Source organism: Sellimonas intestinalis (assembly GCF_001280875.1).
In the GTDB taxonomy this organism is placed as follows: Bacteria; Bacillota; Clostridia; order Lachnospirales; family Lachnospiraceae; genus Sellimonas; species Sellimonas intestinalis.
Genome location: NZ_LGAJ01000003.1, coordinates 228,954 through 243,632, shown reverse-complemented (window position 1 = coordinate 243,632; position 14,679 = coordinate 228,954). Strand labels below are relative to the sequence as shown.

The following is a 14,679-nucleotide window of genomic DNA, read 5'->3' as shown; positions in this document are numbered from 1 at the left end:
TAAGTCGTCGCCAAGTTCCTTGGCAAGTCCGGACTTTGGCGCATCGCACGCTACAAAAAAGGCTGCCTGTTGCGGGCAGCCTTTTTTGTAATCCTATTCTATGGCTTTTAAATATCTAAATTAATCAATGAATTTATATAAATAAAAGGTACATACAATTTCGATTATAATCTGGTCACATTGACAGCCTGAGGGCCTTTTTCGCCTTCTGTTACTTCAAATTCAACAGCCTGCCCTTCATCCAGGGTCTTAAATCCATCCATATTCAGTCCGGTGTAGTGTACAAAAACATCTTTTCCGGATTCATCGCTGATAAACCCATACCCCTTTTGATTGTTGAACCACTTCACAGTACCCTTGTTCATAGTGCTACCTCCATAAAAAATAAAACAATAAGCAAAACATCGTCTATACGATGTTCCTAGAGCATAGCACTTTTCTTATGAAAAGTCAACGATTTGTCGAGGAATACATAGAATAAAAAGTAAATTGTCCGAATTTCAATAAAATTCAGAAAAATCAGAGACAGATGACAGAGCTTTTCACACTTCATTTATCAGATGCATACCCTGAAATTATAAATGATTTGCTGGAGGCAATTATGAAAAAGAAACTGTTATCAGTACTTCTTATTACCGCCCTTGGGGCATCACTACTTGCCGGATGCTCTTCTGAGAAAGACTCCGTTTCAGACAAAACAGAAAAAAAGGTGGAAGAAAAACTGACCAAAGTTACCTTAAACGAAGTCGCCCATTCCATCTTCTATGCACCTATGTATGTAGCAATTGAAGAGGATTATTTTAAGGATGAAGGAATTGATCTGGAGCTTGTGACAGGATTTGGAGTTCACAAATTAGGCGAAGATTTACCCTCACAAACCGCGTATTTCCGTTATTTTGAAGATTTTTTCTTCAAAAATATTATCAAAACATATGTTTGCTTTTTTCGTTATGTTTCGTAAAAGATGATACAATATTTTCTCCCTCCGAAGTGTATGCCCCGGAGGGATTCTTCAAAAACTTTTCGTCCTTAAATCAGAAATTTATTGACAAAATATTCCTGACCTTTTCCTGTGATTTTAGGTGTTCTTGTAATTCTGTTACACCCGTTCCCGTCTATGTGCACTGATTCTTTGATTTCAAACAGATTTTGTTCCATGCTACGCTGTGTTGGTAAATTCCAGTCCGTCCCTTTTCGTTTAATCAAATACCCATTCTCCCGCATCCACTGGAAAAGACGTTTTGCTCCGATTTCGATTCCATTCTGTTTTAGAATCTTTGCAAGATCACCTACAAGAATTGACGTATTTGCCGTTGTAATTGCTTTTCCCAGTACGGCATGTGGTTTCATTTCCTCGATCTGTCTTTTGTTTTCCTCGATCTTGCTTTGTGCTACCATCAAGGCTTTTGCCAAAAGTTCATCATCGCTCATGTTCTCCTGCCCTGCCATATATCCGCCATGTTTTCGGATTGCTGGAAGGACTTCACTTGTCACCCAGTGTTTGAACCTCCTTGCTGATTCAAGCTTACTTCCAAAGATAAGCGCATATAATCCAGATTCATTAATGACAATCGCCCCGTTATTATTAATTTCGGAGGTTGTAGATGTACACCCTCCAAATGCTCTCTTAGGCAAATGCTTTTTATCTTCATCGGCTACATTTACCCTGATTGCCTGTTTTGTGTCCACATACCCTAATGCCACTGTTACGTCCTTACCCACAAACCACGGCTCATTGTTAATAGTTACTGTCCGGACTTCTCCGAATTCTTCACTTTTGAAAATCTGTAATTCATTCATCTTCTTGACCTCCATGTATTGCAAAAGGCGGAGATTTCTCCCCGCCTTATGACTTCTTTCTTTAATTTTTTACAATCCGGATCTGTACTCGGTCAATCCCAATTCCATAAATTCCGGCGTAGGCATCCACGCCCGTGCTGTACTGGCTGGACCAGGAAAGCCATCCCGTCCGGTCGGTGAGCTGTACTCGTACCTCCGCATGATATCCCGGTTTGTTGACAAGCTTTACCTGGATTCCGTCGATGACGTGTCCATAGATCCCGGCGTAATCATTCGGAGCCTTTCCGGATGCGTCTGTCACCCACGGCAACCACCGGCCTCCTCTCAGGTGTACCCGGTACTGTAAATTTCCAACTGCGGACTGGGAGCCAACTGTATACGCTTTCAGTCCGGTGATCGCCCTGCACGGAATCCCTGCGTAGCCGTCTGAACTGACATTATTATAGTTTGTCACCCAAGGCAGCCATTGCCCATTCACATATGCCTGATACCGGACATTGATTCCGGATGCGGACACAGATCCTCCAGTGGACGGAGCAGACGGCTTGCCGGATGTACTGGAACTTCCCGTATCCGGCGGCAGATCTTTGTCCCCGGCTACCATGCTCTTGAAATAGCTCCATGTTACCGGATCATCGTTCAGTACAAACGGATTCGGACAGTATTTCCCGACCACATCATAGTGCCGGACCACACGGGACAGGGGAACATTGTACTTCTTCATCAGCCCCTGCACCAGCTTCACTGTGCTGTTGATCGTGGCGTTTTCAAAGTACCAGTCCTTGGACGTATCACTTCGGCTCCCGGACGTCCTTACACACATCTCAATATTGATGCTGTTGTAGTTGGTGCATTTCCCATAGACGCTTCCGCCGGCTGTTCCCGGATACTTGTTTCCACCTACCGACCAGGCCGCCAGACTGTCAGACACACTCTGCCAGACCTCTCCGGAGTACCCGACAAAATAGTGGGCGGACGCCCCACGGTATCCAGTTGAAAAATAGGTCGCATTGTTTGCGGCACTTCCCGGAGCCCCGGTATAATGCACTACGATGTACTTGATCCCGTTCCCGTACCGGCTGGACGCATTGATCGTCTGAAGCTTCTGGTTGATCGGCAATCCGTTGATGGACGCCGCCTCCGCCCGGATCGGCGGCGCTAAGGCCATTGTCCCCAAAATGAGGGTACAGAAAAGGACGGCTGCCAACGCAACCGCCCTTCCTCGTTTCAGTAATTTATTCTTCTTCGTCCGCATCTGCCTCATCCCCCTTGTGCTGGAATCTCCAGAACAGATCTGCCACATAGGTCCAGCCCTTGGTCGCTACCAGCGCCAGGACAAATCCGATCACGATCATGGCAATGACAAAGTACCATGTCACCGGGAAGCCCGTCATATCCACATAGGCAAAGTACGCCACCAGGGTAAACACCACAGACAGCACCAGAACCTGTAAATCGGTCGGGATGCTGCGCAGTCCCGGCAGTCCTTTTGTCACCTGGGTAATCACGACGGTCAGGAAACAGATGACCCCTGCCACAAAAATCAGGAGATTGAGATTCTCCATCACCATTTTAAAAATATCCAACTGCATCGCTTCTACCATAAGTCACTCCTCCTTTTATTCACTTTTTTCCAACTTATCAATTCTGTGATGTGCTGATTTAACGGACTGCTCCACAGCCGTGATCCGGCTTCCATGTTCCACGATTTCCTCCCTCAGTCTGTCAACATTTTTTGATGTTTCCCGTACATCAGAGGCAATATTATCCAGTTTTGTACTGATTTTAGTATTCAGTTCCGCTCGTTTCACTGCATCATCTATATCTGTTTTTTTGCTGTTTTTATTGCTGTAATATACTGATGCCAAAAATCCCAACAGCGATATTATAAGCGCAATCCACTGAGTATTCATACCCACTTCTCTCCTATCATTTTTTGCACAAAAATAAGACCGGTTCACGGTCTCGCTCTGATCTCCATTCTTCATTACCCCTTTTATTTTCCTAGTTCTTCTTTCACTTTTTCCTTCCATAAAGTAGGAACCTGTTCTAGTTCCATGAACCCTTTTGCAATTCTATCTACATAAAATGCAACCATTACTTTTCTCCTCCTTCCGCAATTTCAGATACAACTTGGCCAAGATCTTCTAATGCTCCATTTTGAATTTCCTGTCCCCTTTCAATCGCATCCACTCTCTTTTCCAACTCCGTTTTCTCTCGAAAAGCAATAACGGAAACCACATTTCCATCCGGCGTCATATCTGCTTCTTGAAACATAGGCCTTTCCAGATATAAGTCTTCATATTCTCCCGTCACCTCATCGTCTGTTTTAAATTGTACCTTAGCAAGATTCCCTTCTTTTTTGAGCGCCCCTGCTATCTGATCCAGTGCGGCAAAATTATCTGTTTGAATCCGAATGTAATCCAGGCTTGCTCCATCCATAATTTCCAGTTCTGTGTTATCAGTTAATACAAGTTTTTCCATTTTTTCTTCTCCTCTCTGCTCTTGAAAATTCATTATGATTATAAACCGATTGCAATGACCTGTAGCGCAAATGCCGATGCAGTAGGTCTATATTTTTTTAGCGTGAACTGTGTTGTCGTTATAGCATCCGCCCATACTGAGGTATCATTCTGCCCAGTCTGTGCCTGTACAATAACACACGGTGCTTTTGTAAACGCTTTCGGGAATTTTATTACTTGATCCTCCCAAGTATTTGGTTTTGATATATTGACTGTTTTAACTGCAAAAGCCTGAATATTTCCCAAAGAAGTATTGATCGTTTTAATTTCACTATTCAATGTCTTCGTTTCAGATGCGATTTTATCACTCAGCGTCTTCCCCTGTCTTGCATCCAGGACACTTCCCGCTGCTGTGGTAGTCAAATTATTTGCCACAGCCTGTTTTGCGGCACTGCCCAGTGTTTTTATATATTTTTTGTAAAAATACTGTAGTCCGGTTAAATCCAAATATTTCATCGTCTTTCCTCCTTAACTTGATAATGCATCAATATCTGATGTTGTAATGGACTGTACATTCGCATCCGAACCCGCCGGCCCCCGTGGTCCTTGCGGTCCAGTAGCTCCGGTCGCTCCTTTCGGACCTTGCGGGCCGGTGGCTCCTGTCTCTCCTTTTGGTCCCTGTGGGCCGGTAGCTCCGGTCGCTCCACGCGGGATTGTAAAATTGAATACGGCAGCACTTGCTGTACCTGCATTTTTGACGGATGCCTCACTTCCCGCTTCCCCGGTCGTAACAGTTCCCACTTTAATACTAGCCGCTTCCCCGGTTGCTCCTTTCGGACCCTGCGGGCCGGTGGCTCCTGTTTCTCCTTTTGGTCCTTGGATTCCCTGCTTTCCTTGTGGACCTGTCGGTCCGGCTGGGCCGGTGGCCCCTTTTTCTCCGGCTGGTCCTTGCGGTCCAGTGGCTCCGGTCGCTCCTTTCGGACCTTGCGGGCCGGTGGCTCCACATGGAATTGTAATATCCAATACAGCCGCATTTTCTGTACCCGAATTAGTTACTTTAGCACTGCTTCCTTCCTCTCCCGTCGTTACTTTCCCGATTTTAATGGTCGCCGCTTTTCCGGCCACGCCAGTCGGCCCCTGTGGTCCAGTTTTCCCCTGCGGACCTTGTGGACCTTCCGGTCCTGTCACCAGCCCTAAATCAACTTCTTTTACTGCCATAATCCCCTCCTGCTATTCATTTTCATAGCTAACCATCAGATGACCCCTTTCATCAATCCGAAATGTTGGCGTCTTCCCATCCGCCCCCTTTGGACCCTGCGGACCAGTTTCACCTTTCGGCCCCTGTGGGCCGGTGGCTCCTGTTTCTCCTTTTTGTCCCTGTGAACCTGTTTCACCTTTTGGACCCTGTGGGCCTTGAATCTTTCCCACATTATTCCATGTACTCCCATCCCAGACATACAGATTCCCGTCAATAATATATCCGTCACCTGGTTCCGCATCTTCCGGTAGTTCTCCTGTTGTTTCATACGATCCTTTAATATTGACCGATTTCCCATCTTCTCCTTTTGGTCCTTGCGGACCAGTTTCACCTTTCGGGCCTTGCGGGCCGGTAGCTCCTGTTTCTCCTTTCGGCCCCTGCGGGCCGGTTTCGCCTTTTGGGCCCTGAGGGCCAATCACACTACCCAAATCTAATTCCTGTGCCATATTTCCCTATCCTTTCTATGAAATTGTATATATCAATTTACCATCTCTTATTGACAATGGCGGCGCCGGTTCATTATCATTATGTGTCATTATCAGATGCCCCTCTTCATTCACATACATTCCAAACATTCCCGGATTCAGTTGTGTCACAGATGCCACTCCGTCTTCCCCTTTTGGACCCTGCGGTCCTGGCGGACCTGTCTCTCCCTGAGGCCCTGGCGGACCTTGTGGACCTGTCAACTCTCCTGATTCTATTTTCCCTTGTATCTCTCTTGTGATGTCCTCTGCCTTCTTTGATGCATTATTCGTTCTCGTAATCGCATCAGTAGCTTGTCCTATCAACCCCAACAAGACAGATTCTTCTTCCGGATCGGGTTCTGGCAATTCTCCTTCCAGCCCTTCCAATACTTTACATTGGCGATTCACAGTCGTGTTCCATTCATTTTTCAGTGTTCCATCATCGACCGCTTTTTTAGCACATAGAATAAACTTCACATTGCCTTTGTATTTTGTTACTTTCCTCGACAGAAGCCACGAAAACAGGATATTTCCCTCTGATAGTTCTACATCATCAATGCAATACACCCCAAATTCTCCATTGGCGTTTTCATAATTGATAAACAGAATCAGTTCGGATAAATCGATATGATCCCCCACCATCTTGGGACACTGAAATAAAACTCTTTCTACTTTTTCATCCGATTCTACGCCCAATAACTGGATAGCATCAGGAACAATAATCTCTCTTGTCTCCGGATCGATTCTGCATCGTTCTGTCTCCTGAATCTCCTCTTCTTCCAGATTCATCTCCGCAAAAACTTCTTCTAATCCAGTCATTGCCTCACCCCTTCCTGGTGTATAGTTACGGAATTTGTCGTGATCCGGTATCCTTCCCTTTTCCCATACAGTCGCACCTCAAATGACGTAAATGTCAGCGCTTCCTTCGGTATCTGACACCGTCCATTTATCACAGGAGCATAATATTCTTTTCCCAGTTTGGTAAATCCGGCTACTTTTTTGCATCCCTTCCATTCATTACTACAAAAAAATTCCGCATTGAGATATCCTTCTGTCTCCGCTACAATTCCACTAAAATCGCATTGCTGGTCCTTCACAAGGTTCTGGCCTTTCACATGAAATTTCAAGATACGCATCACGAACCGCCTCCCAACGCATCAATATCTGAATTTTCAATTTGTTCTACACCTTCCACCTCCCCAGGCTCCCCTTTTGGACCCTGAGGGCCTTGCGGACCGGTCGGTCCTTGTATGCCTTGTTTCCCCTGCGGACCCTGCGGGCCTGTCGCTCCCCGTTTCCCTGATAGGTCAACCAGAAACTCATACCCCTGGCTCCGTTTCTTATATACTGCCGCATTTTCATCGTCTTCTACATTTCCCGTGTTGACAATCACCAATGACCCTTCTGTCAGTCCGTCTGAAGAAAATCCCTCATTCATATCCTCTATGGAACCATATTCTTTTAGTATATTCATGCTATACATAGTTTCTGTTTCTCCATCATCCAGATCGTCAATCTCTGATTCAGAAATCTCGACTGGATCAATATGTTCCAACCTTCCAAGCGCATCGATCAACGCCTCGTAATCGTCAGAACTCGTTATATTGGACATTGCTACCAAGTTCTGGCTTACTTGAATATGAAACTCAAAAGAGGTTACAACTCTGCTTTTATCCATCAAATGAAGCTGCGCTTTTACTGTCCCACTCTCTGCCAGCATCTGTTCCGTTAATCCAAAAAGTACACAATAATCATTGAATACGGTGCCTTCCGTATATGTTTCTTTCCCAGACGGTTTTTTACAGTAAACACGAGCTTTATAAATCATTCCCTCTGTCCCTGACAGAAGCACCTTAACCAAACGCCCGGTATCATGCTGTGTCGCAAAGATCACATTTGTAATCCCTTGGGCTCTTAAATCCAAACTTAAAACTTTTGTTGATTCCATCGTTCCTCCTCCCTTTTATGCAGGAATCCACCGTACAAACGCTACATTCTCAGGTTCTGGAGGTGTCACACTTCCTCCGCCTGGATATCTCAGACAGTATCCCCACGGATAGTTATAATATCTTGTAACCCAGATCTCTTGTCCTGTCTGGTCTCCTGTCTGTCCTCCAACCGTTCCCCCAAACTCATTGATGCTTGCCTGTACGACCTGGCCGTCTCCGATGCTCATGGCCGTGTGCCCTTTTTGCCTGGTAATTAAAACGTCTCCGCGAATGATTCCAGAGCCTGACCGGAAGTTCACCTGACTTGTCACATCTTGGAAACCCGCCGCCATAAAATAGCTTCTCATATTTGCGGTATTAACTGCCGTTCCTCCGCCGATAGACAGACCCGCTTTTCGGTACGCCGTTGTCAGAAACGAGGAGCAGTCATAATCCGGTCCCCATCGATTCCCTTGGTCATATCCGTGCGAGCTGTCATTTGCTGTATCAATGGCCCATTGTACCGCTTCCTCCACAATATTTTTCAGGATGCCATCAATTCTTGTATCCCATTCCCGCGCATAGCGAAGCCGGTTCTCCATCATTGGAGTCCCGGCTCTTTCATAGTTTGCCTCCCACGCATAGGTAAGCCATTCGATATCCCTTGATGATTTTATGAAATCATTAAAGGAAATATTGTAAGCGCTTGTCGCATAGTACTGGATCCCTGTTCTTCTTTCATAATCAGTAACCGCAAGCTGGCAGTCGATGGTCAAATAATCCGTCCTCCCGATCGCCCGCGCTCTAGTCTGTAGATTCGTTCCCGGTGTCCACTGATTCAAGCCTACGCCAGAATTCCAGTTTCCTTGTCCGCTCTGAAAGGAGGCCGGATTGAGGTTGGACTCCTGCTGGGCATTTGCCAGGTACGCAACAATCGGATTTCTAGCCCATCCGTATTGTTCATTTAGCTTTTTTGCTATCTCTGTTCCATTCTCAATGTATCCCATCAGACAGTTCCCCCTTCGGCAGTCTTCCCTCCTACAAAGATTCCATCTACGAAGTCCATATAGGAGCCGTCAGAGAACTCCGCCCTCCCGGTTTTTGTTGTCTTCTCATCAACTCCAACAGTACCAATATGAATATTGTCTGTCTGTACCACATCCGCCTCTATCCGACCCGACCGGAAATGGGTCTCTCCCGTTTGTCCATCCGGCCCTACTATCGCTCTCCAGTACGAATCACTTGTTGTCTCTCCATGTTTCATATAAAGGAATCCATTAGTCGTCACCTCAAATGGCCCAATAATCATTGACTGCGCATTTATAATTCCTTCATCCAGATCAAAATAATTATTTCCCAGCTTGTCCGACAACTTTCCGGCAACGATCAGATCCGCTATGATTCCCGCTGCTGTAACGGCTGTCTTCCAGTCCCACGTCCCATCCGGCAGCTTCTCTTTCGCCACCCGAAGGCCTTGTGTTCCCGCTTCCATCGCCCCATATAACGCTGATAGTTCATCCAGCACTTCGATCAAAAACGCCGCCGAATTTGTCTTTTTTGCGGCCGTTGATTGTGCGTACAGGTTTGCTTTCATGGCATCAATCGTCCCCTGAACCTGCTCCGCAACCAGGGAACCATCTTCCCGGATTGTCTTCTCCACTCTCTGTGCTACCGATGACATCTCTTTTAAGTAGTTATAACGGAACTCCCCCAGCTCCACTTTGGAATTCTTTTTTCTGACGTTATCGTAAGTGATCGAAATCGCCCTCGCTGTAGTCGTGATTCCCAATTTCTTATTTTTGCATTGTACCGTATCTCCAAGCCCGATCGCTTCCAGGCCTTTTACATTTCGGTATTGTTCTGTATTCTCGATTGCGTACATATCACAAGAATAACTGCATTTCGGTTTGTCCACACCTTCCTGAAATTGTTCCTGGCATCGTCTTACAAGTTCTCTCCTCAGCTCCTCTAAAGAATCAAAGCTTTCCTCTCCTTCTTTGGCATCTGTCGCCAGCTTTACGTCTTTAAACTCTACCGTTTTCGTATAGATCACTGGGTAATTGCCAATCAATGGACTATCCACCCACGGGGTTTCCCCGTCAAGCATGTAATCGTTATACGCCACCGGAACAATCCTTGTTATGACATCCGACATATCAATCTCTTCTTCGATCTCTTTGCAATTATATCCGAATTCCGCCCTTGCCCCATTATCTTCGCCGATCTGCTCATTGATTATCATTTCATAATTGTCATAGAACACCTCCCCTCCGAACTTCTTCAAAAAGGAATGATCGCCATCACCTTGTACAGCCTCAATCAGGTTTGTCCTTATACATTCTACATATGCTGTTTTTATAATATCAGAGGATGCCCGGTACTTTTCCTGCCCTCTTGTCATATAGTTCAATACCTGCTGCCCGGTTCCCGATATTTCCAGCCTGTTCAGATATAGTTCCTTGGCCGCGTCATATAGAATCGGTCTCGCATACGCTGTGACGCGTATCCTGTTTTTTTTCTTTTTGTAAATCCGAAAAAGCTGCTTTTTTGAGTGAAACAAAGGAGCCGCAATCACGGCCCCTTCCTGTATCAATGTCCATCTCCCATCCGGGTCTATTGGATGTGATAATTCCATTTCCCAACTTCCGTTGAGTTCGCACTCTGTTTCACAGCTTTCAGGCAACAATGTCATATCCCCGTTGTGCAGGAAATCCTCGTTTCCCGCCTCATAAATTTCAATCATTATAACCGCCTCCAGTTTGGTATGACCTGGACCTGGAAAGCACCATGATATCCGACTTCATTTTCTCCAGGAAGCAAGAACAGATCTTCAAAGTCCCCTTTCGCGGCCTTATTCACTACAGTCCCATCCGACCTATAAACCAGCTTTCGCTCGGTGTCAATGTATGCTTCTCCGGTAAGTTCTACTGAAAATGAATTCCCATTCACAGAAAGCTCACACACTCCTCTCCCGGAAATATGATATGTTGGATAGGCCAGCAGATAAGGATTATACCTCACCGCTTTACAACTATATTCCGCAAGCCCATCCTGCAAATAGGATAATCCATCCTTTGATATAAATACCGCCTTGAACGATCCTATCCGCCTGCTGCTTCTCTCATTCGTGTCAATTTCTACTTTGGAAATTCTGAAAAAATAATTTCGGTCATCACCCAGAATCAAATCCGTATTCCTTTCAGAAAGCCATCCCTGGATCAGCCTCCACCGTTCCATCCAAGCATCTTCTGGCCCAATATAATTCATCGGAATTTCAATTTCAGATTCTTCATAGGCCTCTTCCTCCAGGTAGAGCATCCCGTCTCTTCCCGCAATCTCAATACTCTCCATCTTCTTTTTCGCCGCTGGAATATCTGGTCTGTCTGATATGCAGACCCCAAACTCAGAGGCCCGCCGTCCACCATAACAGATATCATACATTGCCTTTACTCTCCTTTCGCCGCTCGATATGCCCGATGCTTCTGCCCCATTTTATCCAGGATCATGTCCGTCATCACAGACACTAATTTCGTATCTCCAAGATAAATATTGTTCTCCGCCACAATCTGGAGATCTTTTATTACTTCGGACAATATCTGTGCCATGATGCCATTGTTTCTGGAGTTTTCCTCTCTGATATAAGATTTCAATAAGTCAATCGGAAGAACGGCTTCTTTTCCTGCTTCCCCGCCTCCCATTAGCGTACTACCGTTTGCACCAAATATGGTCGGGCGGTTCAAAATCCCACCTTTCGCATACCATGTGATCGGCATGGATGGTGTACGCAATGACAACGGGTTCACAGAACGGCTTTTTTTGCTGCTTTTCTTTTTGCTCTTCCCACTGGATTTTTTATCTCCAAAAGAAAATAAGTCCTCAAAAAATCCTACTATTTTTTCGACTTTATCCTTAATCCAGTCTAAAATAGGGTCTACCAAATCCCGGAACCACTTGCATTTATTATACAAAGTCACAAGACCGCCCACTAACACACTGATCAGCGTTATCGCTCTGGAAATAGGATTTGCGTTTATTACACCCCAAACCGCTTTGATCTTAGGACTTAGCTTTTCAAATCCCTTCATCAAGTTTCCTACCCCCGTTGTCATTAATCCAATTCCCGTCAGCGCGGGTGCGATCGCCGCAGTCAAGAGGACTATCACTCCGATGATCCTCTGTGTGCTTGGTGGAAGTGCATTGAATTTTTCTAAAAGCCCTGCCGCAATCTGAGTAATCTGCGTAATAATCGGAGCCACTGTTTCCGCAAGCTGTGCGGTTGCTGCCTGAAAGTCTGCCGTTGCCTTATTTCCCTCTACCAGATTTTTGTTATTTTCCTGCCATTTCTGCCCTGCCTGCATCAGTCCCTGGTTTGCCAATTCCTGCATGATAAGGTTTGTCCTCTCAGATTCCGTGCGGCAATTAGCCAGTTTTTCATTAAACGCATCTTCCGAGGTCCCTGCCCAGTTCAGGACATCCGCAAACGTTCCTGTTACTGCTGCTGTTCTTGCTGTTTCATTGATGGATTCTGCCAGCCCATCAATTGGAATACTATCTCCGTACTTCGCCCATGCCCCAATCGTCCCGTTTACCAGTTGGGTAAGTTGCTGTTGGGAAAGCCCCATTGCCTGCAAATTTGCCGTTGTAGTCGCTGCTGTCTGGTCATCCCCAAGAACGCCGAACAATGTCTGATAAATCCGCTTGGTTTCCTCTGCGCTGTATCCTGACAGTTCACTTGACACTTCCAGCGATCCCATGATTTTTCGGTATTCCTCAGTGGCAGGTACTGTGGCCGCTACCGCCCCGATGATCCCCGCCGCCGCTGCGGAAATTCCGCTCATCTTTTCGCCTGCACTTTTCGCCTTATTCCCAACATCATCCAACTTTTTGGCATAATCATTCATTCTGGCGCTTCCGCTTTTTAACTTGTCTTCGACTTCATCCAGCCCTTTTTTGTAGTTATTCAGCGATGTCTTTGCCTGATTCAGTTGATTTCTCTTATTTTGGATTGCTCGTTCATCCCGGTTCTCTGCCGCCTCCAGTTCATCCAGTTGTCGGGACAGTAAAGTCACTTTATCGGAATAATCTTTTGTCTGCTCTGACAAATATTTTTGTGTTTCTTTCAGTTTCTCCGCCGTCTTTGTGCTGTCATCCCATGTTGACTTCACCAGTTCAAATGCGGTCCTGTTTTCCTGTATGGATGCTGTAACTTCCTTCAGGCTTTTATTGAAATCCACAGACCCGTCCGCCTTAAAGACAAGACCTACTCTTTGTAGCTTATCCGACATATAGTGCCTCTACCTCCCTTCTTCTATCTTTCTGGAACACTTCATAACATTCGTTAAAAAAGATCGGGTCTGAATTCCAAAATTCTTCTTCACTCATTCCCATCTTTCTCGCCGCCACCATATATTCCGGCCAGTTTATTTCCCCGGCATCACACTCGACTGTGCCTGTTTTTTTTTAACATACCGGTCATATTCTTCCTGGAATACTTGCAGTACCTTTTCTAATTGTTCCGTATCTGGAGGGACAAGGGAAAGCGCTTCGTCAAATCCTACTGTTTTCCCATTGCTTCTTAAGATTGCGTAAATCACATAGGCCGCCAGCTCAAAGCTTTCTTCTTCCGTCAGTTTCTTTTTGTTTTTCTCTGCTTTCTTCTGGATACGATAAAATCCTTTCTGTTTTTGCAGGTAATAGATCGTCCCAAAATTTACCCTGACAGAAAGCCTTGTGCCGTCTGTCAAATCAATAAAATTTTCCTTCATGCCTCTCTCCTTTATGAACCGGAAACCGCTGACGTCAAATCCTCTTTTGTCAGTATTGGTTTTTCAAAAAACTTTTCTTCCGTCAATCCTGCCGGAAATGCGGATGAGGAAGAATCGACCATCGCTTTGATATCTTCATTATCATTAAAGGCATATGCCTTAATGGTAATCGTGTCTGTCTGTTCAGAAAAGCTCTCTTCCCTCGTTTTCGTTTCGTCTGTATTTTCCGCGAGCCTGCATTTTGGATACCACTCCAGACGTATTTTCCCTTTTTTCAGTTTTACAACCTTTCCATATGCAAAAAATGGACGAATTCCTTTCCCTCCCGAAAGAATCAGACCACCTTCATCCACTGTATCTCCCCGCATTTTAGCCAGTGTTTCTGCCGGGAACGCAATCACTTCTACTTCAATATCCGTTGAAGAGACGCTGGAATCTGTATCGTATACGATGCCACTTGCATATACATCTGTGTTTTCCGCGTTTTCTGTTACAGTTACACTTTTTACCACTTCGGTGCACTCCACCTCTTCACTATATTCCCCTGAATATTCTCCGTCTTCCGACTGATCGAAGCAGATATACTGCGCCCCGACCGTCTCTTTAATTGGCGGTTTCTTTGTCGTAATTGCCATTCTTTTTTCTCCTTTACTTCCATAATTCCTTGTCAATCGCTTGATAATACTTCTGTTTATTTTTCTGGAATGTCGGCATCACATGCGGAACCGCATCTGCCCTCACTGTTCCATTTTCTACCATTGGGCCATAATATTTCCCCCATCCGACTTCTATTTCACCTTTCGTTCTCCTTGTCGTTACGGTATCTAAAAGATGTGTGTATCCGGACCCGGTCATCTTAGAACGTGGTTTTGGGAGTTTCCTTACATCATCGGCCAGCATCTTAGCTCCTGTTTCTATAGCTGACAACGCCTTTTCATCTGTTACCTGATACCGCTGCATAAGGTCTTCCATGAAGTCCAATCCACCCGTGTAAAATTTCAT

Annotated in this window: 21 protein-coding genes; 1 reads left to right on the top strand and 20 read right to left on the bottom strand. The window is 45.5% G+C overall.

Going from position 1 to position 14,679, the window contains the following annotated elements; genetic code table 11:
- Positions 1-164: 164 nt before the first annotated feature.
- Positions 165-365, bottom strand: a complete 201-nt coding sequence (locus tag AOA56_RS02085; protein WP_048622024.1) for a cold-shock protein — start codon at positions 363-365, stop codon at positions 165-167.
- 236 nt (positions 366-601) lie between these two features.
- Between AOA56_RS02085 and AOA56_RS15455 the strand changes: the two genes are divergently transcribed.
- Positions 602-961: an ABC transporter substrate-binding protein gene (locus AOA56_RS15455; RefSeq protein ID WP_024732867.1), complete on the top strand. Its 360-nt coding sequence runs from the start codon at positions 602-604 to the stop codon at positions 959-961.
- A 68-nt stretch (positions 962-1,029) separates the two neighbouring features.
- On the opposite strand, the gene AOA56_RS02075 is transcribed toward AOA56_RS15455, so the two are convergent.
- From AOA56_RS02075 to AOA56_RS01990, 19 genes are all read right to left on the bottom strand, one after another.
- A complete protein-coding gene (locus AOA56_RS02075; protein ID WP_053768851.1) occupies positions 1,030-1,800 on the bottom strand; it encodes a phage antirepressor in 771 nt (256 codons plus the stop codon).
- Between the two features lie 61 nt (positions 1,801-1,861).
- Positions 1,862-3,055: a peptidoglycan recognition protein family protein gene (locus AOA56_RS02070; RefSeq protein WP_053768850.1), complete on the bottom strand. Its 1,194-nt coding sequence runs from the start codon at positions 3,053-3,055 to the stop codon at positions 1,862-1,864.
- Entirely contained in the window at positions 3,036-3,404 is a 369-nt protein-coding gene (locus tag AOA56_RS15765) for a hypothetical protein (RefSeq protein ID WP_053768849.1), read from the bottom strand. The genes AOA56_RS02070 and AOA56_RS15765 overlap by 20 nt, the downstream gene beginning before the upstream one ends.
- Positions 3,405-3,419: 15 nt before the next feature.
- The gene (locus tag AOA56_RS02060) at positions 3,420-3,833 is read right to left on the bottom strand and encodes a hypothetical protein (RefSeq protein WP_147323712.1); all 414 of its coding nucleotides are present in this window, start codon (positions 3,831-3,833) and stop codon (positions 3,420-3,422) included.
- Complete coding sequence (locus tag AOA56_RS16475; protein ID WP_274600392.1) at positions 3,797-3,898, bottom strand: CD1375 family protein; 102 nt, start codon at positions 3,896-3,898, stop codon at positions 3,797-3,799. Before AOA56_RS16475 ends, AOA56_RS02060 begins: the two co-directional genes overlap by 37 nt.
- Positions 3,898-4,284 (bottom strand): hypothetical protein, encoded by a 387-nt coding sequence (locus AOA56_RS02055; protein ID WP_024732871.1) that lies wholly within the window; start codon positions 4,282-4,284, stop codon positions 3,898-3,900. The genes AOA56_RS16475 and AOA56_RS02055 overlap by 1 nt, the downstream gene beginning before the upstream one ends.
- Positions 4,285-4,322: 38 nt before the next feature.
- Positions 4,323-4,778 carry an H-type lectin domain-containing protein gene (locus tag AOA56_RS02050; protein ID WP_053768847.1) on the bottom strand — a complete coding sequence of 152 codons (456 nt, stop codon included), beginning with the start codon at positions 4,776-4,778 and terminating at the stop codon, positions 4,323-4,325.
- Between the two features lie 12 nt (positions 4,779-4,790).
- Positions 4,791-5,480: a collagen-like domain-containing protein gene (locus tag AOA56_RS16470; protein ID WP_053768846.1), complete on the bottom strand. Its 690-nt coding sequence runs from the start codon at positions 5,478-5,480 to the stop codon at positions 4,791-4,793.
- Between the two features lie 12 nt (positions 5,481-5,492).
- Positions 5,493-5,966 carry a collagen-like domain-containing protein gene (locus AOA56_RS16465; protein WP_051411894.1) on the bottom strand — a complete coding sequence of 158 codons (474 nt, stop codon included), beginning with the start codon at positions 5,964-5,966 and terminating at the stop codon, positions 5,493-5,495.
- Between the two features lie 15 nt (positions 5,967-5,981).
- The gene (locus AOA56_RS02035; RefSeq protein WP_034594628.1) at positions 5,982-6,803 is read right to left on the bottom strand and encodes a hypothetical protein; all 822 of its coding nucleotides are present in this window, start codon (positions 6,801-6,803) and stop codon (positions 5,982-5,984) included.
- Complete coding sequence (locus tag AOA56_RS02030; protein ID WP_024732875.1) at positions 6,800-7,120, bottom strand: hypothetical protein; 321 nt, start codon at positions 7,118-7,120, stop codon at positions 6,800-6,802. The genes AOA56_RS02035 and AOA56_RS02030 overlap by 4 nt, the downstream gene beginning before the upstream one ends.
- Positions 7,120-7,932, bottom strand: a complete 813-nt coding sequence (locus tag AOA56_RS16185; RefSeq protein ID WP_053768845.1) for a collagen-like protein — start codon at positions 7,930-7,932, stop codon at positions 7,120-7,122. Before AOA56_RS16185 ends, AOA56_RS02030 begins: the two co-directional genes overlap by 1 nt.
- A 15-nt stretch (positions 7,933-7,947) precedes the next feature.
- A complete protein-coding gene (locus AOA56_RS02020) occupies positions 7,948-8,919 on the bottom strand; it encodes a phage tail tip lysozyme (protein ID WP_053768844.1) in 972 nt (323 codons plus the stop codon).
- Positions 8,919-10,655, bottom strand: coding sequence for a phage tail spike protein (locus tag AOA56_RS02015; RefSeq protein WP_053768843.1), 1,737 nt, complete (start codon positions 10,653-10,655; stop codon positions 8,919-8,921). Before AOA56_RS02015 ends, AOA56_RS02020 begins: the two co-directional genes overlap by 1 nt.
- Positions 10,655-11,353, bottom strand: a complete 699-nt coding sequence (locus AOA56_RS02010; RefSeq protein ID WP_053768842.1) for a distal tail protein Dit — start codon at positions 11,351-11,353, stop codon at positions 10,655-10,657. Before AOA56_RS02010 ends, AOA56_RS02015 begins: the two co-directional genes overlap by 1 nt.
- A 5-nt stretch (positions 11,354-11,358) precedes the next feature.
- Positions 11,359-13,197: a hypothetical protein gene (locus AOA56_RS02005; protein WP_053768841.1), complete on the bottom strand. Its 1,839-nt coding sequence runs from the start codon at positions 13,195-13,197 to the stop codon at positions 11,359-11,361.
- Positions 13,198-13,332: 135 nt separating this feature from the next.
- On the bottom strand, positions 13,333-13,677 hold the full coding sequence (locus AOA56_RS02000) for a hypothetical protein (protein ID WP_024732881.1): 345 nt from the start codon (positions 13,675-13,677) through the stop codon (positions 13,333-13,335).
- Between the two features lie 11 nt (positions 13,678-13,688).
- The gene (locus AOA56_RS01995) at positions 13,689-14,312 is read right to left on the bottom strand and encodes a major tail protein (RefSeq protein ID WP_053768840.1); all 624 of its coding nucleotides are present in this window, start codon (positions 14,310-14,312) and stop codon (positions 13,689-13,691) included.
- Between the two features lie 13 nt (positions 14,313-14,325).
- The gene (locus AOA56_RS01990; RefSeq protein ID WP_053768839.1) at positions 14,326-14,679 is read right to left on the bottom strand and encodes an HK97-gp10 family putative phage morphogenesis protein; all 354 of its coding nucleotides are present in this window, start codon (positions 14,677-14,679) and stop codon (positions 14,326-14,328) included.